We start from the raw sequence: 20,242 nt of genomic DNA on the forward strand, positions 1-20,242 counted from the left end.
CATCTTCAGCTTTCACCTATAATAAGGCTTACTTGTTGACTGTCAAACCTTCTATATTCCAGACATCCTACCATTCATAAAGGTACCTATCACAAGCCAAAATCAAAAGTAAGAGATGTGCAACACCCACACCCATTTATTGAAACTTCATCGATAGGCTAGAGTGAAAACCTTTTATGCTTTTATAATCAGTAGTAATTTTATTCACTTTTGCCTTTTATGTCTTAACAAGAAAAAATAAGGGAGAATAAAACAGTATCAAAGCTTAGGCAGATGGTTAATTGATTACTGTTACCTGGCCTTTCCCTACTGATAATTTGGCTTTTTTGTGTGAAGTTACAGCGGTTTTTACATGGTTTAGGCTCGAATGCATAAAGTACGCCGCCCAGCTAAGAATACCTAGGAATTTACATCCATCTTCAAGTAAATGGGGAAAGGGAAATACTGGCAGCAGATCTACTATAACAGAGCCTGCAAAAAAGCTAAAGGCTACCAGCAACAACAGAAAATGGGTCTGCAAGATGCGTTTGAGAAAAACAAGCAGGTACAGAAGAATCAAGATAAAGTAACTACCATACACGGCTAGTTCCGGCACTCCTAGCATATGGGGGAAAACCTCTTCATGGAGCATAAACAAGTCATCAAACAACAATAAGCAGCTGAGCAGACCTGAGTAGTAATAGAAAGAGGAAAAAGCCTGAAAGTGTTGATGCTGTTTCCTTAACAAAAAAGCAAACAAACAGCAGGTAGCCGCCACACACCAAAGCAGGATACCTAGATTAGATAAGACACCCATAAAAGGATTTGCGTGAAAGATAGCTGCCGGATCGCGGGTAAAAGAATTGAAAGGGATGCCAAGATGCACACTGACCCAACCAAGGAAAGCTACTAGCAGAATGGCCGTACCCAAGAGGATGAGCAGGAATTTAGCTTGTGCTTTACATTGCTGAAGGAAGAGTTGAAACATGCACAAAATAGGAGTAAATGGCTTGGCATTGAGCTTCATCCAAGAGGAATGACTGTTTGCTTGGCCGGCTAAGGATAGTTTTTTTCGTATAACGGCTTAATTAACGAAATGTTAAGGGATCATACCACTAGTTAACAATTAATTAACCGGTTGGTTAAGAAAGTACTAGCAGAAATGAGGGAGAAGGTTAGACAAAAGGAGGAAATAGACACATTAATGACTTTATCCCCTTACCTAATTACCTTCCAGACTTCACTCTAGTAAAGAAGATAGGTTCACTTTAAGCTAACTTTTCTTCTTTATTCTTATCTCCCAGCTCTGATAAAATAGGGTTGCTATTGGTAAATATGGTGGGGAAGAAAGCAGAACTGATAGGTTTTCTCACCCTATACTGCTCTTCTAAATAGTAGTTCTTTCCCAGTGCTCCTATCAGCAACCGTATAAAAGGTAAGTTTAGCTGCAGGCAGCCTAATTTCTTATAGGACATAAAACTCCTTTTGGTGGTTTTCTGTTTTTTCCATCCGCTTCGTCTCTTCCCATCCCTGACTTTCTTTGAGCATCTGCCGCAGGTCCCGTTCAATGGTTTTGGCAATGGTGGTTACCGGCGTATCAGTAGGTTTGTTTTCAAAGGGGTCTTGTAGATGAATAGCCATTTTCTCAATCAGCAGAAGAGAGGAAGCAATAGCAATTACGAGGGGAACCTCTACGAGGCCAAAAAACTCTATGAGCCCAAAAGGCAGCATGGTAATAAAGAGGACCAGGGCAAAATGGATGTACAAGCTATAAGTAGCCGGAAAAACCGTATTCTTTATCCGTTCGCAGCCGCCCATGGAATCGCTGAACCTAGTCAGGATCTGATCCATATGTACCTGCTGGTATTCATTGATCCATCCATTTTTTAATGCCAGTCGCAGGTCTGCTGCATGCAGCTCCAATAGGGCTACCGGCTTGTTAGTATATCTTTTGACAAAATCCATTTCATCCTTGACTAGTAAATTTTCTGTTCCTTGTAAAGGAGCCATTTTCCGCAGCGACTGCCCAAGGCTATAGCACCAGGCAATTTGCCGTTTAATGAAGCGTTCCCGAAAATACTCTACTTCAGTGGTCTGATAAGGATGATCAACAAAAGAAAGTGCCTGCCGGGCCAGGGTCCGGGAATCATTAACTATGGCTCCCCACAAGGTGCGGGCTTCCCACCATCGGTCGTAGGCCTGATTGGAACGGAAGGCAAGCAAGAGCGACAAAATGGTACCCATAATAGCAGGTACGGAGACGGGAATCGAAATTCTGGTTATGTGAAAGGTATTGTAGAGCATAGCTACAATCACCGAGTAAATCCCTACCACCAAAATCTCTGTTTTAATTTTTCCCAGTATATAGGTAAATGGAATATTATCTTTTAACAACATATCTTCATTAGTTAATGATTCTGTTTGTACTCGCTGTATCAAAGAATGTCAGCAACTAAATAACTCCGGCCAGCTATCCTTCTTACTAGCTATTCTCACAGGCTTGCCAGGCAAGCTTTATTAATTGAGTGAAAGCTGATAAGACATGTTTCTTACCCGGCGGAACTGTCTTACTTGCGTTGGTTTCCTGTTAGCAGCTAGCATCCATACTTTTCTCCCGCTTTTAGCAATAAGCTTGGCCGGATCGCAACTCTCTTTGCACAATAGCTGATATTTGTATAGCTGCGGATAAACGATTAAATCGATTTTCAGGCCTTCCAGGTAGTTTTTAAAAACAGCTACTGTGTTGCCATAAAAACATTCAACTTTGATAGAATTAATCTGCTTTTGGTACTCGTTTTCCAGTTTTTTGCATTCATTCCAAAACTGCTCGCTGATATAGCTATATTCTTTTCGCCGGCGGGAAAGCAGCATCAAGTCTACAATAGAACTAGTGATCAAGAACACATGCACAAACACAATATTAATCCGCTCCGAGTTAAAGGATTGAACTACATCTTCCACACAATCCAATGATTGCAGGCTAAAATCGCTGGGTATCAGTATATTCTTCATAGACATTGGTTTTTTAGTAGAACTGATACAAAGCTAGCAGGCACTTATTAAGAACTTTTAAGAAAGAGATTAGAATCTGATTAGAAAATGATCTAAAGAATAATGCTGATGAAGTAGCTGTTAACAGATTTAGGCCAATGGCCAATAGTAAGCACTAATTTTTACCCTTTACATAAAGTGAGTCATGAATAGAAAGGGTATTTCTAAGCTGCATGTAGATAAGTCAGCTACCGGAAGGCTAAAAGGTATAAGTATAAGCAGTTTGGATAAATAAACAGGTAATATAATTCCCCTTTGAAGAAACTATAAGGTTAGAATTTTAGAGTAAAGTAAAGATTTTCTGTGCTACTTGTGTATTGAAACAGAAGGTTTAACCTGATGAATAATAATTTTGTCAGCAATAACTTAGAAAGGCTTTTCTGCGTAGCATCAGGGAACCAGCAAGAAAGGAGTTGGCTCTATAGACAAATAATCATCCCTCATGCGCCTTCAAGCACCCATTTCACAGAGGCAAGACAAGCAAGCGTTAAACAAGGAGCGCTATGTAATGCTCAAACGGATTGAAAATGCCCTTGAAATACCTATGGTCATTCTAGGGTTGATCTGGCTTGTGTTACTCATTGTTGAACTAACCTCACATCTTAGTTCCTTTTTGCAGGTAGTCAGCAATTTGATATGGGTTGTATTTATCCTTGATTTTTCGCTCAAGTTTATCCTTGCTCCCCGGAAGGTGCCTTTCCTAAAGAAAAACATACTCACCCTCATATCATTGGTGCTACCTGCCTTGCGAATATTGCGGATCACACGTGCTTTCAGGCTTCTAAGGGCCGTTCGCAGTGTAAGGCTAGTAAAAGTAATTGGGTCGCTTAATAGGGGCATGCGCAGTTTAGGGCTTACCATGCAAAGGCGCGGTTTCGGCTATGTACTGGCCCTTACGTTTGTGATTCTTTTTACCGGGGCTGCTGCCATGTATGCCTTCGAAAAGGATCAACCTGAAGGTCTGCACACCTATGCAAGGGCATTATGGTGGACGGCGATGGTGCTCATTACCATTGGCAGTCAGTATTGGCCTCAAACGCCGGAAGGGCAAATTTTCTGCTTACTGCTGGCCTTGTATGGATTTACCGTATTTGGCTATTTTACAGCGACCCTTGCCACTTTTTTCATTGGACGTGATGCTGAAGATCCGCAGGCTGAAGTAGCCGGAGCCAGTCAGCTAGCAGCATTGAGAGAGGAAATCAGCCTGCTTCGACAGGAAATCAGACAATTACGTAGGGAGGAAGCAGGATCCCAGCCAGGTCCTACAATCCCGCCAAACAAAAAAGACTAACCAAACTATTTCTAAGTGAGAGGTGGTGGCACTATTTTCCCCTTTTGACCATTTGTGCAGTTTCAAGAAAAGGGCAGTTAATTTAACTGCCCTTTCATACTAATAACATAAGTCCAAACACAAGTAAGGCTATTTAACTTTTACTCATCAGAAAGGGCTAAAAGGGGAAATTATTTATAAAATTTTAGCTTAGGATTTATCTTCTCTTCTCACACTGTAGGTATGGTATGTTGGATATAGGACTATAAGTAATGAAGAGAATAGTGCACGCCTTGAGAAAGGCCTTGAAAGGCATGATGCTGTGGTGCAGCAGGAGAAAGTTCCTGCTCTATCTTCTGAGACTTTTCCCACACCATCCTTGGGAACTCCTTCTCCAGGCCTGGTAGCCTCTCATACCATCGGTGAGCACCTGAGCCTTGAGCTGCAGATACTATTTTATAAACAGTATTTTCTTCACTCAATTTTTAGGCTATTCACTCATTCAAAAAGCTCCTTTACAAGATACTCCTCTTTTTCTAAGATTCTATTTCGCAGTTTTATATCATATGCTAACAGCCCAATTGAATAATCAACCATTCCCTTATCCTGGTTAAATATTGGAATAACAAGGCAAGTTTAGCTGTACTAAAAAGAAAGGTTATAAAAGCACTAAAGAGTAATAGAAAGCGATATGGCTGCCTATTACTATCTGAGTTTAATTTGTAAAATCTCACATCATGCAAACTAAAATAGCCTTGCAGGAGCAGCAAGCGCACCTCAATTCCGAGGGCTGGTTCTATATCATAATGGCCGTTATCGTAATTGTTATTGCTTTTGCCGGTTTTGGACCTGCAGCCATCTCTACAGAAAGTCGCAGGGGGCCACTGACTTGGGCGGTGGTCTCCCATGGCGCTATTTTTGGTGCCTGGCTCCTATTATTTTTAACTCAAACTATCCTCATTACCAAAAGAAAGCTCGCCCTTCACCGGCTACTGGGTTATATGGGTGCCTTTCTCGCCCTATTAATGGTTCTGTCGGGGTATATAACTGCCATTGCTATGGCACGGCGAGGGTATGATCTAAGCGGGGATTTGATAAGGGGTAAAGGCGACCCTTTGGAACTGCTGGTGTTTCAGCTTGGAGATCTTTTAAGCTTCACTATTTTGGTCGGGCTAGCCATTTGGTATCGCAGTACTCCCGCTGTTCACAAGCGGTTAATGCTGCTGGCAACTATCGCTTCCCTAATGCCTGCCGCACTGACACACATTATTGGCCATTCACCGGTTTTACGGGAGATAACTGCCCCCATCATACTCCTTCCTCTTTTTATGCTCCTCTTTGCTAGAGCCGTCTACGAGCGTCTATCCCGAGGCAGTATTCATCCAATTTCGTTGTGGGTAGCCTTGGCCTTATTTGTTTGGGCTAACCTGCGTGCGGTGGTCATTGGACCCAGCGATGCCTGGCATAATTTTGCAGAATGGCTCATCACATAAGGTAACATGAGTAACGGAACTAATTTCTTTGTGTGCTACAACCAGCCAAATTTCTCTACCAGGCGGTCTTTCTGGTTTTTGGCAAGCGGAAGAGTAACATCCCCAGTCATCACCAGATACGACCCATCGCCTTTGTGGTACATTTTTATGTGTTCCAGATTAATTAGGTACTGGCGGTGAACCCTCAAGAAGTTCCGCTCTTCGAGTACCTCTTGAACGTCCCGTAAGGTTTTGGATAGCAGGTAGTTTTTACCATTGGTTAGGAAGAGCCGGGTATAGTTGCTGTCAGCTTGGCAGTACACGAGTTCTTTGAGTTCCACAAAGACAACCCCACTTTGAAAGGGCACCGCTATCTTGGAAGGCAGTTGTCCTTCTTTGAGTTGGTAGCGCAGCATGTCGAGTTGCCTGCTATCTGTACGTTGCCGTTTTTCTGCTTTACGCACTGCTTCGCACAAATGAGTAGAGTTAATGGGTTTGAGCAGATAGTCCAGGGCACTGAAACGGAAAGCTTTTAAGGCAAACTCATTGTAAGCTGTAACAAAGATCAGACCCAAAGGGATCTCATCTAGTTTTTCAAGCAAACTAAAGCCATTCATCCTGGGCATTTCCACATCTAAAAACACCAGGTCAGGCTCCATATCGCGGATAGCCTCCAGACCTTCTTCAGGTTGTGTGGTTTGCAAGACAACCCGTACCCCCGGGCAATGAGCTTTCAATTGTAAGGCCATAAGGGCCACACAATCCGGTTCATCATCAATAATAATTGCTTTGAGCATAGAAATAAGTTGTAGAAAGTAATCAGATAGGAATTTCCAGTACGACAAGCGTTCCTGCCGGTTTTCCTGCTGCATCTGTCAGATCATGTACGGCTACCCTGGTATGGGTGTGATAGAGCCGGTTGATCAGCGAGATCCGCTCCCCGGTCACTTTCATGCCAAAGGACTTATGCCGGGTTGCCGAAAGGCTTTTGAGTTCGGTAGCTCTGGTGCGGCCAATGCCGTCATCGGTAATGGTAATACGCAGGCAATCTTCCTGTACTGGTTCCACGTTTACCTCTACCAGTCCGCCTTCCGGCTTATGCATCAAGCCGTGCCAGATAGCATTTTCTACATAGGGCTGCAAGAGCAACGGAGGAATCTCAATTAAATCAGTATCCAGACTTTTCTCTACTTCTATTCTAAAACGGAGTTTATCTTTAAAGCGCATGGCTTCCATTTCCAGATACATGCGCAATGCCTCTAGTTCGTTAGAGAGGGTAACCTGCTCGGAGCGGGAGTTTTCCAGTACCAGCCGGATCAGCCCGCTAAAGCGGTTGAGGTAGTCTGAGGCTTTAACTGCATCATTACTGGTAGTGTAGAGCTGTATAGAATTCAAGCAGTTGAAAATAAAGTGTGGATTCATTTGTGCCCGCAAGGCCATCATCTGAATCTCGGCCAGCTGCTGCTCAAAGCTCTGCTCCAGCTGCTGAATATGCTGCTTTTCCAGTTGTTCACTTTGCGCCTGTACTTGTAGGGTACGCACTTGCAACTCCGTTTCCAGCCTGCGGGCATAGCCTTTCTGCAACTCGTTTTTTTCTGTTTCTACCAGTTTACTGCGGTAAGCCAGCGCCAGGGCAAAGCAGAAAAGTTCAATGCATAAGCCAAGCATCATATAAAAGGGTGGGTAATTGAGAAAAGTAGCTGTTTGGGGGGATAGATTATTAAGGGCAAATAGGCCATGGAAAGGAGAAATAGCAATGACATACAAACTGATCTGCCCGGCCAGTAAATACCCTTTTAGCTTACTTTCGCTAAGCAAGGTAGCCACAATCAAAAGTACGCCCATCAGCAGAGAGGGGAGGGTATCTACCATAAAATACAAAGTATTACTGCTAATCCATATTCCGGTAAACACTTGCATAAATGCCATCACTTGCAGGGTGGCCAGCACACACATGAGCCCTATGATTACCCGCCAAAGCAAAGGGTTTTGCCGGGAAGTGCCAAGCAGCCTTGTCAAAAATAAGGCATACAAAAGACTCAGCATATGGTTTAAGGACAAGGCGATCGGATGGCCCAGCCAGGGCAGGGAGACTGGCGTAAGGCCAAGACTAAAACGGGGATTGGCTAACACCACAACAAAAACACAGGCCATCAGCGTGTAGAGGGCATAGTAGAAAAAAGCTATGTCATGGGTCAGCAGGTACTGGAAAGAGGCATACCCGCCCATGAGCAGCAAACAGCCCAGGATGATAGCCAAGGCTCCAAACAGCCACCTTTCTTGGAGCAGCATCTGCGATACTACCTTGTCAAAGCTTTGCCGGGTATGCAACCCTCCGGCAATATTATCGAGCAACAACAAATAATCGGCTACCCGTACATAGTAGTGAGAGGTGGTATTTGGTGGAACATGTACGGGTACATAGCCATAGCCGTGCCTGAGTTTATCATCTGCAACACAAAGGCCACTACTACCCATACTCTGGAAGGAAGAATCTGTCTTCAGGTAGAGTGAATAGACGGCATGGATACCGCCTGCATATACGAGTTGTATAGTATCTGTAGGGTGGGTATTGGTTATTTTAAATTGCAGCCAGATTACCTGCCTGGTATGCTTCATCTGCCGGGCAGTTTGACTACGGATTTGAGGGAGCCTAGAAGGAGGCAGAAATGGCTGCTGCTCAATGACAGGTAACGGCTTTAGAGTGTCTGCTGTAGGATCTTCATAAAACAGGGCATAGGGTTCCACAGGTATACCTTGCTCCATGGTTGGCTGTCCGTGAAAAATAAGTTTAGGAAGTCCTTGAGCTATGGCAGCCGCTGCATACATACTCAGCAAAAACAGGAAGGCTACGACTCTCATACAAACTACCTCAACATGCATCTGTAATTTACTTTAATATCGGAAATGGCAACCCCTTTTGCAATAAAAGTACGGCAAATAAAATCTTCAGGAGAGCCTGGTATTCTCCTCTGACAGATAAAATTTACTTGCTCACTTTGCTTACTACCGGATCATGCGCAGCTGCTTTCGGATCTACTACTGTTACGTGCATGAAAGTAATCTTCCATGTCTCCTTCTTCTTAGTGATTACCACATTCAATAGGCCATGGCTAGTTAAGGATATCCAAAAGTATTTACTTCTTTGTCTGCTTCTTTTTTATTTGTGTGAAACATCTTTTTGCATGTGTGAAGGCCCGGAATTTTGAGTAGAAGGTATAACGTCTTTTACTTGTCCCCTGTCTTTTGTTTCTTAGACCACTTGATTGGGTTTACCTCAAAATAATGGATGACAAGTTAAGAGCTGCAAACATATGAATTTGAACCCAAATTATCTGTTACCAAAAAGGGGTAGTTAATAAAACCGAGTAATTCACTTAACTGCCAGCAAATAAAGCCTTCAGAGTTCATATAACAGAGGAAAGTAACTTTCTAAAGTTGGGGATAGAAATTGTAAGGATGTTAGCAATCAACTGTATTTATTTACCCTATAAAATACACTTGCGGGAGTAGCTCAGTTGGCAGAGCGCCGGCTTCCCAAGCCTGAGCTCGCGGGTTCCAACCCCGTTTCCCGCTCTTTCCCGGATGAAGTATTCATCCGGGTTTTACTTTTTTGTTCCCTACTATTTTTCAACCAATGGTGTTACTATTAAATTTATTCCCCCCTTTTTGAAACTACTAATCCAAGCAGTTGAACTTGCTTAAACTACCTATTTCCTTCATAGTCTGACCGAAATAATGCTCTTTACTTGGGCAATTCTGTTTAATGAAAGTAAAAGGGATATAGTCTGATTTATAAGCCTTTTTATCGGATTAGAATGTTATGGTATGTTAAAACATCTATTTATTAAGTAGATGTTGCCTCTATACGTTCTGCCTAGACAATGCTTACATCTTTTTTGATACAAACTGAAAATAATTGCTTTTTTCAGTATACCTTTCTTAGTAATTGCTAATCTTTGTTTGATCGAACAGAACCTATACTTGGGCGTAAAAGGGTTCGTTCAAGCTTGTTTCTTTAACTATGAATACGAATTTTTCTTTTCAGCAACCCCTTACCCTTGATAATTGTGACCGGGAACCCATTCATATTCCAGGCCTTATTCAACCACACGGTTTCTTACTGGTAGTCACTGTAGGAGACTGGAAAATTGTGCAGGCAAGCGCTAATACATCTGTGCACCTGTCAATGGCTGCTGAGCAATTGATCGGGCAGCCAATAATGAGTATACTGGGAGAGAAGTTTGCCTATACACTTACCAGGTTTGTAGCCTCAGAAAACCCAGGGTATGCCGTCCGAAGAGAGATCAAGCAGGTAGATTTATCCTCAAGAAAGTATCAGGCTATTATTCACTTGCATCCCCCCCTTTGCATACTTGAATTTGAAGCACTGACTGAAGAAGCAGACATTGATTTCTCCTACCTGAATGGGATGTTAAGCCATATGCAACAGGCTGCCACCCTTCTTGAGTTTTGCCAGACAGCTGCTGCCCAGATCCGCTTGCTTACCGGATTTGACCGTGTTATGGTATACCGTTTCGATGAAGCCTACAACGGGGAAGTAATTGCTGAAGCCCGGGGAAATGAGCTGGAGCCTTTTTTAGGTTTGCATTATCCTTCCACCGATATTCCCAGGCAGGCACGGGAGTTATATGAGAAAAACTGGATTCGCTATATACGGGATGTAGCCTATACACCTGTACCCGTGGTCCCGGTAGAAAACCCGTTCACAAACCAGCCCCTGGATATGAGTTTTGCTGTGTTACGCAGCGTTTCTCCTATTCATATAGAATACCTTAAGAATATGGGTGTAGGAGCTTCTATGTCGATTTCTGTATTGAAAGAAGGCAAGCTCTGGGGCCTTTTTGCTTGTCATCATTACGGACCGCATACGGTAAGCTACCAGATGCGCAATACCTGTGAGTTTTTAGGCCGTACTTTCTCAATAATGTTGCTGGAAAAGGAAAAACTAGAAGAAGCAGCCTATCACCTGCGCATCCGATCTGTGCAAAATAAACTCCTGGAACAGATGTCACACCAGGAAAACTCCTTACAGGGATTACTAGGTGAAGAGACCTCAGTAATGGATTTATTTGACGTAGGCGGAGCCGCCCTATGCGTGGACGGCGCATATCATTTGCTGGGAAATACACCTGAAATAGAGGAAATTAAAAGCTTAACCTCCTGGTTATCTGCCCATTCGTATCAGGATGTATTTTATACCCATACCCTTTCCTCCCTGAATCCGGACGCGCAGGCTTATCAGGATAAAGCAAGTGGTTTACTCGCTATTACCCTTTCTAAAGTTCAGCAGGAATACCTGTTATGGTTTCGCCCGGAAGCTGTACAAACAGTAACCTGGGCAGGTAATCCGGCGAAAGTAGCAGAAATCAGCGAAGATGGCTTACGCCTGTCTCCCCGTAAGTCTTTTCAGGCCTGGGTGCAACAGGTAAAAGGCACAGCTTTGCTATGGCATCCGGTAGAAATTAGAGTGGTAACTGAATTGCGTAACACCATTATTGATATGATTCTCAAAATAGCAGGTGAGCTAAAACTAAGAGCTGACCTGTTGATGCGTTTGAATAATGAACTGGAACAGAGCAATAACGAACTGGACTCTTTTGCCTATATCGCTTCCCATGACCTGAAAGAGCCTCTGCGGGGCATACACAATTACTCGCGTTTCCTTTTGGAAGACTATACAGACAAATTAGATGAGAGTGGCAGAAGTAAACTGCAAACCCTGGTACGGTTGAGCACCCGCATGGACGAATTACTGGATTCGCTATTGCATTTTTCAAGAGTGGGCAGGCTAGACCTTAATTTAAAACCGACCGATCTTAATCAGCTGCTAGAGGAAGTACTCGAAGAGCTTCATTTACGTATTGAGCAAACTGCCGCGAAGATAAACATTCAGCCACACTTTCCGGTTGTAGACTGTGATCCCATACGGGTGAAGGAAGTGTTTATTAATTTACTGACCAATGCCCTTAAATACAATGATAAACCTGCTAAGTGGATTGAGATCGGATGGATAGAAACTCCGCCAAAAACACTTGTATCTCCGGCACTACCTGCTGCGTATACATTCTACGTCCGGGACAATGGGATTGGCATTGCAGCTAAACATTTTGAAAATGTATTTAAAATTTTTAAACGATTGCACACCCAGGATAAGTTTGGCGGCGGCACCGGCGCCGGCTTAACCATTGTCCGTAAAATTATTGAACGCCATAATGGCAAAATATGGCTGGATTCCGTTCCCGGTGAAGGCACTACTTTTTATTTCACGCTTACTTGAGCACAAAACGTTGGAAAAAACACATACAAAAAAAATACTTTTAGTAGAAGATAGTGAAGAAGATTATACAGCTACCTTACGCGCCTTTGCTAAATCTGCTATCGAAAATCCCGTTTTCAGGTGCTCAGATGGTGATGAAGTACTGGATTACCTTTATCGTCAGAATCAATTTAAAGACCTGGTAGGATCACCCTATCCGGTATTGATCCTGCTGGATTTAAATTTGCCGGCTACCGATGGTAAAACTGTGCTTTCACAAATCAAGCAGGATGAAGCTCTCAAAAAAATTCCAGTTGTCATCTTAAGTACTTCCCGTAACCAGGCAGATGTAAATGACTGCTACCTGCTGGGAGCCAGCAGCTATATTGTGAAGGAAGCCGATTTTGACCTCTTCACCCAAACCATCCAAGCTTTCAAACAATACTGGCTAAAAACGGCATTATTGCCCGAATCATAAACACTTTTATGCAGGATTTAAAAAAAATACTCATTATCGAGGATAACGAAGAAGATCGGTATACCTTCAAGAGATATTTAGCTACCCCTACTTGCGTCCATATCGGCTCTTTTCAAGTGATTGAAACCTCCTACGGGAATGCCGGGATAACACTCTTTCAAAATGAACAGCCTGATTGTGTATTGCTGGATTTTTCTTTGCCGGATATGGATGGCCTGGAAGTACTAGAGAATTTGCGCAACAGCAGCCAGCCGGATCACTTATGCGTGATATTGCTTACAGGCACCGGCAATGAAAACGTAGCCGTAGAGGCTTTAAAAAATGGAGCCAGTGATTACCTGACCAAGGGCAAATTTACAGCTGAACGTTTTTGTCATGCCTTAGAAGGAGCCCTGGAAAAAACAGCTATCCGCCAGGAATTGGCCAGGCAACGGGAATTGTTATATGCCCAGAATACACTTTTAGAGCAGGCTAAGCAGGAGCTGGAGATAAAAACGCGGCAACTGGAAGTTTCCAACACAGATTTAGAACGTTTTGCCTATGCAGCCTCGCATGACTTACAAGAGCCCTTGCGAACTCTGGATGGATTTATCAATTTATTGCGGAATAAATTTAAACAAACCTTAACTCCGGAAGCTGATGAATATATAAAATTTATGTCTGGTGCTACCACCCGGATGAAAGCCCTGATAGAAGGGTTATTAGAATATTCTAAAGTGAGCGGGCAGGAAGATAAGCAGGAAGAAGTAAATCTGAACGAAATCATCCTGGGAGTAAAAGAAAATTTACATGTAAGCATTGAAAATGCTGCTGTCCAATTCATGGTAGCGAACTTGCCTACAGTAAAAGCAAACCGGTGGCAAATGATGCAGCTTTTCCAGAACTTAATTGGCAATGCTATAAAATTCAGAAGTAAACAGCCATTGATAATTACTGTCACTGCTCAACTACAAGCTGATCAATGGCTTGTATCCGTGCAGGATACGGGTATTGGCATGGATATGAAATATGCCCGGAAAGTTTTTGAGCCGTTTAAAAGGCTCCATAGCCGGGATCAGTTTGAAGGAAGTGGTATTGGTTTAGCTACTTGCCATAAAATTGTTGAAAATCATGGAGGAACCATCTGGATTGAATCCATCATTGGCCAGGGATCTACTTTTTATTTCACTTTGCCTACCTAGGGATTAGGTAATGCAATAACCATTCTATAGAGACAATTCAATTTATCAGCAAAATGGGGTTATCTTGCTTATCAGGTAAGCATTGTTAGCAACCGCTTTAAGCATATGATCAGCTTTGCTTTTCCATCTCGAGTTGGATGTTAAGCGTATAGCTTTTATCTTAACTCTCCTTTCACTTTAAATTCAAAATAATAATTACCCTTATCAGTGGAAAGATTAATGCCTTGTGTCCTATTTTTTGAATTGGATGAAAGAATAAACTTTTCTGCTTTCACAAATTTCCAAAATACGAATATATCTGCTTTCATTGATAGTTGATTCCAATTGTCAATCTCAGCTTCTTGAAAATGTCGATAGTTCAACTCATAGACAGCAGGCTTATGAAAAGTATCATTTTGGGCTACTTCTAAGAAAGCAATCAATGACTTTTGCGTCGTTTCAATAAAATAGCCTTCTACTCTGTGGCCTTCTCTTGAATAATAACACAGTCCGCTTTTATGTACTTCCCTTTCTTTCATACTAAGACTGACCAACAGTAGACTTACCCATAAAAGATGCTTGTTTTTTATCATTTGTTTCTTTTCAGCTTACGCCTAATATAGCATGAATCCTCGCAGATCAAGCTTTTGTGCTGTAGCCTTTAGTTGAGGTAAAGCTGATTGTCGAAGGATTTAGTGTTGGGCACAAGTCCTTTCATTTTTTTCCTTCTGTCTAAACATCAGTTACTCTAAATCCACCTATTCTCCTTAGCGTAACTTTATAAATCAATAAGCCAATGGTAAAAGGTGTTAGAATAATTGAAATAAAGCCAAGCCCCATAGGTAAAAGGAAACCGAAGAAAGTGTCTATAGTTCTGTTAGTCAAGAGATGAACCAAAATAAATACAGACCAAATCGTAAGGTTGATTACAAATGAAAATTTGAGAGTTGTATTAAAAGTACCTTTATGATTTTCAATGTCTTTTCCTAACTGTTTTCCTGCCACCCAAAGCATGATCACAAATGAAATTAAGAGCCCGATTGTTGCATATCCATTTACCAGAATATAGCCCATGGTAAATAATCCTTCACCTGTCACCGCCGCAGGAAATAGAAAACCTACAATTACTGCTGTTAATCCAAAAGGTAGGCCTATTAACAATGAAGTTCTTGCTCCAGCGGTTTCAAATTTATTCATATGTAATTGTAATCTTTAGTCAGTTATTTACTTGTGCCTAAGGGTTCAAAAGCACTCGCCACCGTGCCTTAATACTGAGGTTAATGCGTTAGCAGGCCGGTGGACGATGGTGAATGGTGTTAGCAGCATAGCCTTGTAGTTTTTATTCAGTGTCGTACAATATTATAGTTGAACTATTAAGAAAGTTTTTTGATAGCTTGTTTAGCAGATACTTTTATTCTGGTATTAGGATGTTGTACATAATTTAAAATATAATTAATGTAATCACTGTTACCTGTACTGCCTAATACTTTTAAAGCATATATCAAATTTAATTCTTCTGCTTGATTTAGTTCATCAATAACTAACTTATTCCAATTGATTCTTTCAACTATCCCATATTCTATACCAACTAGAATTGTCCTGTATATTGTCTTTAATAATGTTTCCTCTTTCTCCTTGAACAAGTCCCCAAGTAGTGCTCGCATTATATTTATTTTATACTCTTTCTTTTTAGTAGAGCTTCTGAATGACTTTCTAATCTCTTTATAAAGTAGTCTTGTTAATTTTATTTCTTCAGTCATTAAGTTCTAAAAATTCATCCTTGCTGCTAAAGGCTCAACTGCTACTTTATACCGTTGGCTTGTGCTGAGGTAATGCGTTGGTATGCCACGGTTATCATTTGCAGGGTGTTATGAGTAATGCTTTATCCTTTATCCTTTATTCATTATTAACCGGTTAGTATATTTAGAGAAATATATCCAACTTCCAAGACTTAAAAATGAAATAGCAGAAATAACTAATATTATTGATATTATTAAATTATCAGTAGCGAGTGAAATGAATGGCATAATAGCTAAGTTCTCATATATTTTAAAAGTAAATAGTAAGAGCGATAGCAATAGGATCGGTAATAAGTTCCATATGTTCTGCCGTCTCAGTCTAGTGATGAAAAAAGAGGTTATTATACTTATTGTAAGTCCCAGTAGAGGGAATAGCCCTTTTACTCTTAAAAAGGTTAGTATTCTGCTATTGATAATTTCTTCTATACCTCCAGTCCTATTAAATACTTTGATTAGCTCAATATCAAACAAGAAAGCTGTAATATAAAAACCCACCAACAGCATAAGAGTAGCTACTGTATGTAGTAAAATCAGTTTTAAATTAATTGCCTTCATTTTTCATTACTCATAATGGTTCAAGCGCTGACGCAGACCGGGTCTGTTGCGGTGGAGCATTGCGGTGAGGCAAGCCCGGTTGACGTTTTCAGAGCGGTGTTACCTACAGTCCTTACTATCTTTTTGTCATTATTATACCTCCATATTGATATCTACCATAAGGTAACTGATCTCTAAAGGAGGTAAAAAGCTTCCATACATCTAAATGTTGATCCAAAGCGGAGAGTATGTTTCTAACTTTCTGTACTTCCTGAATTTGGGAGTTTTGATAAAGGTCATCTTCGGGCTCCCAATAGGAGTAAATTCTATACTTTCCGGCTGATTTGATTTCAAATTGATAACTCATCCCATCTAGTCCTGTCACATATCCCTTCACATCTTTCCCATCAGGTAGATATTCAATATCTTGTGCCGTTAGTTGATGAATCAAAGTTTTCGCAACTGACTCAGGTATGAAAAGCTTTTGATTAATCAAGCGTTTCTTCTCTTCCTTACGATTAATCTTGGCCACATAATTAATCAATTGCCCTCTATAGGTAGAATCGTTCTCTTGAATTAATTCAATAACTTGATAGGAGTTCCATATTCTGTAAGCCTTCGGATAAGTAGTCTTTTCTAAATTTTGCAGGTTCAGCTCTTTCGCATCCTCATCTACATATCCCTTCCAGAACGATACTTCTTCTCCCTGGCCTAAACATGGAACAACAGTAAACAACATGAACAGAATACTTATCAATTTCATTTATTGTAGGTAATGGAACATTGCTTCCCGCATACTAGTCACATTGTGGTAGAGCCCTGTGGTGAGGAATGGCTAGTTGGCGGTCGAAGCTGATGTTGTGCGCCCGGCCTTTCTATTGTTTATTGTAGTAAGCTGGATACTTGGCTCCAATCCTCGTCTTTTTCAATCGTATAATCAAATTTTCGTTGGGCCTGACCACTATCACGGAGCTTTCTTAAGTAAGTATCTATTTTTTCTGGTTTATCTATATATCCAAATATTTCTCGTCTGCCATTTAATGTACTTCTTCCTAAGTAATGGAAAGAAGCTTGCTTGCTTAACTTACTGACCAATTCTTCTTCAAAAGCTTCAAAAACATCAGCTTCTGTTGGGGTAGGATGTCCATTTTCGTTTTGGTCTCTGGTCTCTACATCGATGAACAAGGCGAAAGGATAGTCATTTTTATACTTGTATCCTTTGTATGCTGCATTAAATGAAATATAACACAAATTATCTTCCGCATCTTTGAATTGCCTTATGGTGTAACTCTCTTTTGGAAATAAATCTTGTGGCTTATCTGATATCATTTTCTCTTTTTGTCCTTGCTCAGTACAACTTACAACTCCTATCACTAATAAAGCTATAAATATATTTTTTATCATCTCATTCTTTGTCATTTCAATTTGTCTTCTGCTGGGGCACAATGGAACAAAAATACACAGCGCCGTGGCTTCTAGCGACAGCTCTGTGCTGTAGCAGCGCGGTGCTTGGCGTAGATGGTGTTGGCAACCGTATTTCATTTCCTCATTTCTTCTCTATTGGCAACTAATATCCCAATCTCCTGAAACCAAAAACAATTCTCACCCATTGCTTCAATATCATTATCAGTTAACCTTTGCTTTAAGTCGTTTAATTGACCATCGTTGAAGATACTGTCTATAAATGCGTCCTCTCCATTTTCTTCTAGTATACAATCAATAAAGCTTTGATAAATCAATAAACTTGCACATAATCTTTCTATTGAACTGCTCATCAAAATTTCTGAGAAACAGGCATCATGGTCTAGTAACTTTATTTTACAGTTGTCCCTTGTATCAATCACAATCATATTTCCACCTCCATCTGAACCAATCACCACATATTTATCAAACTTGGGCTCTAAAAAAGTAAAATAATCCGTTAGTTTTAAAATACCTTCATACTGTATATTATTGTTTTCTACAAAACTCAAAAATGGAGCTGCATACTCGGGCAATCCAACTTTGACAAGGAAATCTTTAGTTGAATCATTTAAATTTAAACTACTAATCCTCTTGAGATCATAGGTAGTTGTTTTCTCAAATTTATTACCCCATTTCATTGTTAGTGTCCTTATCTATGGTTCCCAATGTAGCATGAATACTCGCAGACCCTTGGCTCAAGCTGGGGTTGTGCTGCTGCGCCAGGGTTGGCGTTCGTATTTAATGTTAGGGCATGTTTTTATTTTAGCTTTCAAATTTAATTACTTATCAAGTACGCTTAGAAGGACAATCATTAGAGCAACGCAGCTATAAATAATTACCGACAAAGTATTGGAAACAACTTTTAAAGTGGAATATTCTTCTCCTCTCCACCATACTTTCCATTCACTGATAGCAACGTGTCGGAACATTGGAATAATATCGCTCAAAGAATAACTAGCTCGAAAAGGAGAATAATTTGTTTTATTAACCTTATTGAGCAAAATCCAATTTATTGCCCATCGTAAGATAAAACAGCAAAGTCCCGTCAATAAAATTACTGTTATAATTTCTGTAGTCTTCATTCTTTTTAATACGCCCTAACGGAATATGAACCTACGCATACCTTTGGCTCATGCTGAGCTATGTGCGGCTGTGCCAAGGTTGTTGTCTTAGGTTTAATGTTAGTAGTTGTTCTTTTTATCATCCTTTTGTTCATCCCACATCTGTTGAATGTTATTCCACCAATCAGTTGCCCATCCCTTCATCTTATCTAACTTTAAGCTTTCCCCTGATTTATCCCATAGCTCAACTTTATCAGCAGTAAAGGTAAGTTCTGCACCTGCACAATTGTTTCCATTACATACAAACTCATATGTATTTGGTGCAGTATATCTATGTCTTTGTACATCAAGTTCTAAGAACTCAATTTCTTTAGGATTATCAGTATTATGGGTTTCCGAACTGTTACTTTTCCAATATTTGCAAAGTAAAAACTCACAACCGCTGATAGATACTTTGATTTGATAATCCATATCCTGCCAAAGTTGCCCCCATGGAATTCTTACAGTTAGTAGCAGATATGGCTTATTAAATTCTATTTCCACTATTTCAAAATCATGGAACATAGAAAATAAGTCACCTATTTTTTGCCTGTCTTTTATCATTTTTAATAACTACTAATGTATCAATACTTCCCGGCGGCAAGCCCTCATGCCAAGCCTATGCTTTGGAATGGGCTGCTGATCGGGTGAAGTTCGTGTTGGGTGCCGGTCTTTATCTGTTCTCTTTATTTAGTATCGGTTGTAGGTCTTTTATTCCTTGCTTTGCGATTGGCAAGCCACAGTTAACGGATTGTTTGATGTTGTATGCCCGTTTTTATTCTAATTTATATTTATCCACCTTCCATCCTGAAGCATCCTTACTTAGGTAAATTTGTATGTCTGCCTTTTTGTTCGCTCCTGTAATTGCAAAATTCAATTGCGCCTGACCTTCTTGCTGACTCTCTTCAATACTGCCAATAGAAGCCCATCCAAATTCTTTTACTTCACCTATCCTTGCCTTTATCTCCTCACTTGTTAGAATATATTCTTTGGCTACTTTGCTTACATCACTGTTATTGAGTTTGTGAAAAATAAAAAACACAATAAGCAGGCCGATAATTACAAAGGTAATTGCACCTCTTTTTATCAATTCTACTGTGACTTGTTTTTCTGGCTTTATCACTGCTCAAAATTCAATTAATAGTATGCAATTGACAATACACATACCTGAGAGTGCTTATTTGTGTGTCAGCAGACCAATGGTCTTTTAGCTATACTGGTAGCTATATAAGCTTATTCAATATTTAATAATCTACCTAATAGATAACCCAGAATTGTCATCAGAACTATAAAGCTATATATACCAGTCCACCACTTAATATGTGAAGCAGTAGGATTATAAAATTTATGAAATTGTGTTGCTACGAAACTTACTAAACAAGTGGCTATTAATTGAAAGGTTATCAAGTCAAACGATGCCTTGAATGTAACATCCTTTGGTATAAATTCGGCAATTACTGAAATCACAAATACCAATAGAAGGTATTTGTATTTGCTTATAGTTTCTTTAGTTACCTCCAAAGTAGTCATAAATCTGAGTGTCAAGAGGCTGGTTAGTGCTGTGTAAAATATCTGCTTGTGGATTGTTTCATATGGCATACAGTTAGACTCAGCTCAAGAGTCACCTCTTGAGCTGGTCCTCCAAAACCGGACTT

21 protein-coding genes and 1 tRNA gene are annotated in these 20,242 nt (G+C 40.6%); 6 read left to right on the forward strand and 16 right to left on the reverse strand.

Features of this window, described 5'->3' with window-relative positions; genetic code table 11:
• Window positions 1-277: 277 nt before the first annotated feature.
• From Q0590_RS34320 to Q0590_RS34335, 4 genes are all read right to left on the reverse strand, one after another.
• Entirely contained in the window at window positions 278-967 is a 690-nt protein-coding gene (locus tag Q0590_RS34320) for a DUF8692 domain-containing protein (protein WP_302042200.1), read from the reverse strand.
• Between the two features lie 280 nt (window positions 968-1,247).
• On the reverse strand, window positions 1,248-1,454 hold the full coding sequence (locus tag Q0590_RS34325) for a hypothetical protein (RefSeq protein WP_302042201.1): 207 nt from the start codon (window positions 1,452-1,454) through the stop codon (window positions 1,248-1,250).
• Window positions 1,444-2,376, reverse strand: a complete 933-nt coding sequence (locus Q0590_RS34330) for a bestrophin family protein (protein WP_302042202.1) — start codon at window positions 2,374-2,376, stop codon at window positions 1,444-1,446. The genes Q0590_RS34325 and Q0590_RS34330 overlap by 11 nt, the downstream gene beginning before the upstream one ends.
• A 120-nt stretch (window positions 2,377-2,496) precedes the next feature.
• Window positions 2,497-2,991: a hypothetical protein gene (locus Q0590_RS34335; protein ID WP_302042203.1), complete on the reverse strand. Its 495-nt coding sequence runs from the start codon at window positions 2,989-2,991 to the stop codon at window positions 2,497-2,499.
• A gap of 481 nt (window positions 2,992-3,472) precedes the next feature.
• Between Q0590_RS34335 and Q0590_RS34340 the strand changes: the two genes are divergently transcribed.
• Entirely contained in the window at window positions 3,473-4,321 is an 849-nt protein-coding gene (locus Q0590_RS34340; protein WP_302042204.1) for a potassium channel family protein, read from the forward strand.
• Window positions 4,322-4,563: 242 nt separating this feature from the next.
• Here the strand turns inward: Q0590_RS34340 and Q0590_RS34345 are convergent, their stop codons facing one another.
• The gene (locus tag Q0590_RS34345) at window positions 4,564-4,782 is read right to left on the reverse strand and encodes a hypothetical protein (protein ID WP_302042205.1); all 219 of its coding nucleotides are present in this window, start codon (window positions 4,780-4,782) and stop codon (window positions 4,564-4,566) included.
• Between the two features lie 255 nt (window positions 4,783-5,037).
• Here Q0590_RS34345 and Q0590_RS34350 point away from each other — a divergent pair, with 255 nt between their 5' ends.
• A complete protein-coding gene (locus Q0590_RS34350) occupies window positions 5,038-5,793 on the forward strand; it encodes a hypothetical protein (protein ID WP_302042206.1) in 756 nt (251 codons plus the stop codon).
• Window positions 5,794-5,828: 35 nt separating this feature from the next.
• Here Q0590_RS34350 and Q0590_RS34355 read toward each other — a convergent pair whose 3' ends face one another.
• Both Q0590_RS34355 and Q0590_RS34360 read right to left on the reverse strand, forming a co-directional pair.
• Complete coding sequence (locus tag Q0590_RS34355; protein WP_302042207.1) at window positions 5,829-6,569, reverse strand: LytR/AlgR family response regulator transcription factor; 741 nt, start codon at window positions 6,567-6,569, stop codon at window positions 5,829-5,831.
• A 22-nt stretch (window positions 6,570-6,591) separates the two neighbouring features.
• Window positions 6,592-8,634: a sensor histidine kinase gene (locus tag Q0590_RS34360; RefSeq protein WP_302042208.1), complete on the reverse strand. Its 2,043-nt coding sequence runs from the start codon at window positions 8,632-8,634 to the stop codon at window positions 6,592-6,594.
• A 641-nt stretch (window positions 8,635-9,275) separates the two neighbouring features.
• Between Q0590_RS34360 and Q0590_RS34365 the strand changes: the two genes are divergently transcribed.
• The 4 genes from Q0590_RS34365 to Q0590_RS34380 all read left to right on the forward strand — a co-directional run bounded on the left by Q0590_RS34365 (window position 9,276) and on the right by Q0590_RS34380 (window position 13,711).
• A tRNA-Gly gene (locus Q0590_RS34365) sits at window positions 9,276-9,348 on the forward strand.
• Between the two features lie 448 nt (window positions 9,349-9,796).
• Entirely contained in the window at window positions 9,797-12,073 is a 2,277-nt protein-coding gene (locus Q0590_RS34370) for an ATP-binding protein (protein WP_302042209.1), read from the forward strand.
• Window positions 12,074-12,083: 10 nt separating this feature from the next.
• Window positions 12,084-12,530: a response regulator gene (locus Q0590_RS34375; protein WP_302042210.1), complete on the forward strand. Its 447-nt coding sequence runs from the start codon at window positions 12,084-12,086 to the stop codon at window positions 12,528-12,530.
• An 8-nt stretch (window positions 12,531-12,538) separates the two neighbouring features.
• Window positions 12,539-13,711: an ATP-binding protein gene (locus Q0590_RS34380; protein ID WP_302042211.1), complete on the forward strand. Its 1,173-nt coding sequence runs from the start codon at window positions 12,539-12,541 to the stop codon at window positions 13,709-13,711.
• 155 nt (window positions 13,712-13,866) lie between these two features.
• Here the strand turns inward: Q0590_RS34380 and Q0590_RS34385 are convergent, their stop codons facing one another.
• The 9 genes from Q0590_RS34385 to Q0590_RS34425 form a co-directional block, all read right to left on the reverse strand.
• Window positions 13,867-14,283: a hypothetical protein gene (locus Q0590_RS34385; protein ID WP_302042212.1), complete on the reverse strand. Its 417-nt coding sequence runs from the start codon at window positions 14,281-14,283 to the stop codon at window positions 13,867-13,869.
• 139 nt (window positions 14,284-14,422) lie between these two features.
• On the reverse strand, window positions 14,423-14,887 hold the full coding sequence (locus tag Q0590_RS34390) for a hypothetical protein (protein WP_302042213.1): 465 nt from the start codon (window positions 14,885-14,887) through the stop codon (window positions 14,423-14,425).
• A gap of 176 nt (window positions 14,888-15,063) precedes the next feature.
• Window positions 15,064-15,450: a hypothetical protein gene (locus tag Q0590_RS34395; protein ID WP_302042214.1), complete on the reverse strand. Its 387-nt coding sequence runs from the start codon at window positions 15,448-15,450 to the stop codon at window positions 15,064-15,066.
• A gap of 709 nt (window positions 15,451-16,159) precedes the next feature.
• Window positions 16,160-16,786 (reverse strand): hypothetical protein, encoded by a 627-nt coding sequence (locus tag Q0590_RS34400; protein ID WP_302042215.1) that lies wholly within the window; start codon window positions 16,784-16,786, stop codon window positions 16,160-16,162.
• 119 nt (window positions 16,787-16,905) lie between these two features.
• A complete protein-coding gene (locus tag Q0590_RS34405; protein WP_302042216.1) occupies window positions 16,906-17,442 on the reverse strand; it encodes a DUF695 domain-containing protein in 537 nt (178 codons plus the stop codon).
• Between the two features lie 119 nt (window positions 17,443-17,561).
• Window positions 17,562-18,125 carry an SUKH-4 family immunity protein gene (locus tag Q0590_RS34410; protein ID WP_302042217.1) on the reverse strand — a complete coding sequence of 188 codons (564 nt, stop codon included), beginning with the start codon at window positions 18,123-18,125 and terminating at the stop codon, window positions 17,562-17,564.
• A 141-nt stretch (window positions 18,126-18,266) separates the two neighbouring features.
• Window positions 18,267-18,569, reverse strand: a complete 303-nt coding sequence (locus Q0590_RS34415) for a hypothetical protein (protein ID WP_302042218.1) — start codon at window positions 18,567-18,569, stop codon at window positions 18,267-18,269.
• A 99-nt stretch (window positions 18,570-18,668) separates the two neighbouring features.
• A complete protein-coding gene (locus Q0590_RS34420; protein WP_302042219.1) occupies window positions 18,669-19,151 on the reverse strand; it encodes a hypothetical protein in 483 nt (160 codons plus the stop codon).
• A gap of 211 nt (window positions 19,152-19,362) precedes the next feature.
• Entirely contained in the window at window positions 19,363-19,710 is a 348-nt protein-coding gene (locus Q0590_RS34425; RefSeq protein ID WP_302042220.1) for a cytochrome c oxidase assembly factor Coa1 family protein, read from the reverse strand.
• Between the last annotated feature and the right edge of the window lie 532 nt (window positions 19,711-20,242).

This window comes from Rhodocytophaga aerolata, assembly GCF_030503435.1.
Lineage (GTDB): Bacteria > Bacteroidota > Bacteroidia > Cytophagales > 172606-1 > Rhodocytophaga > Rhodocytophaga aerolata.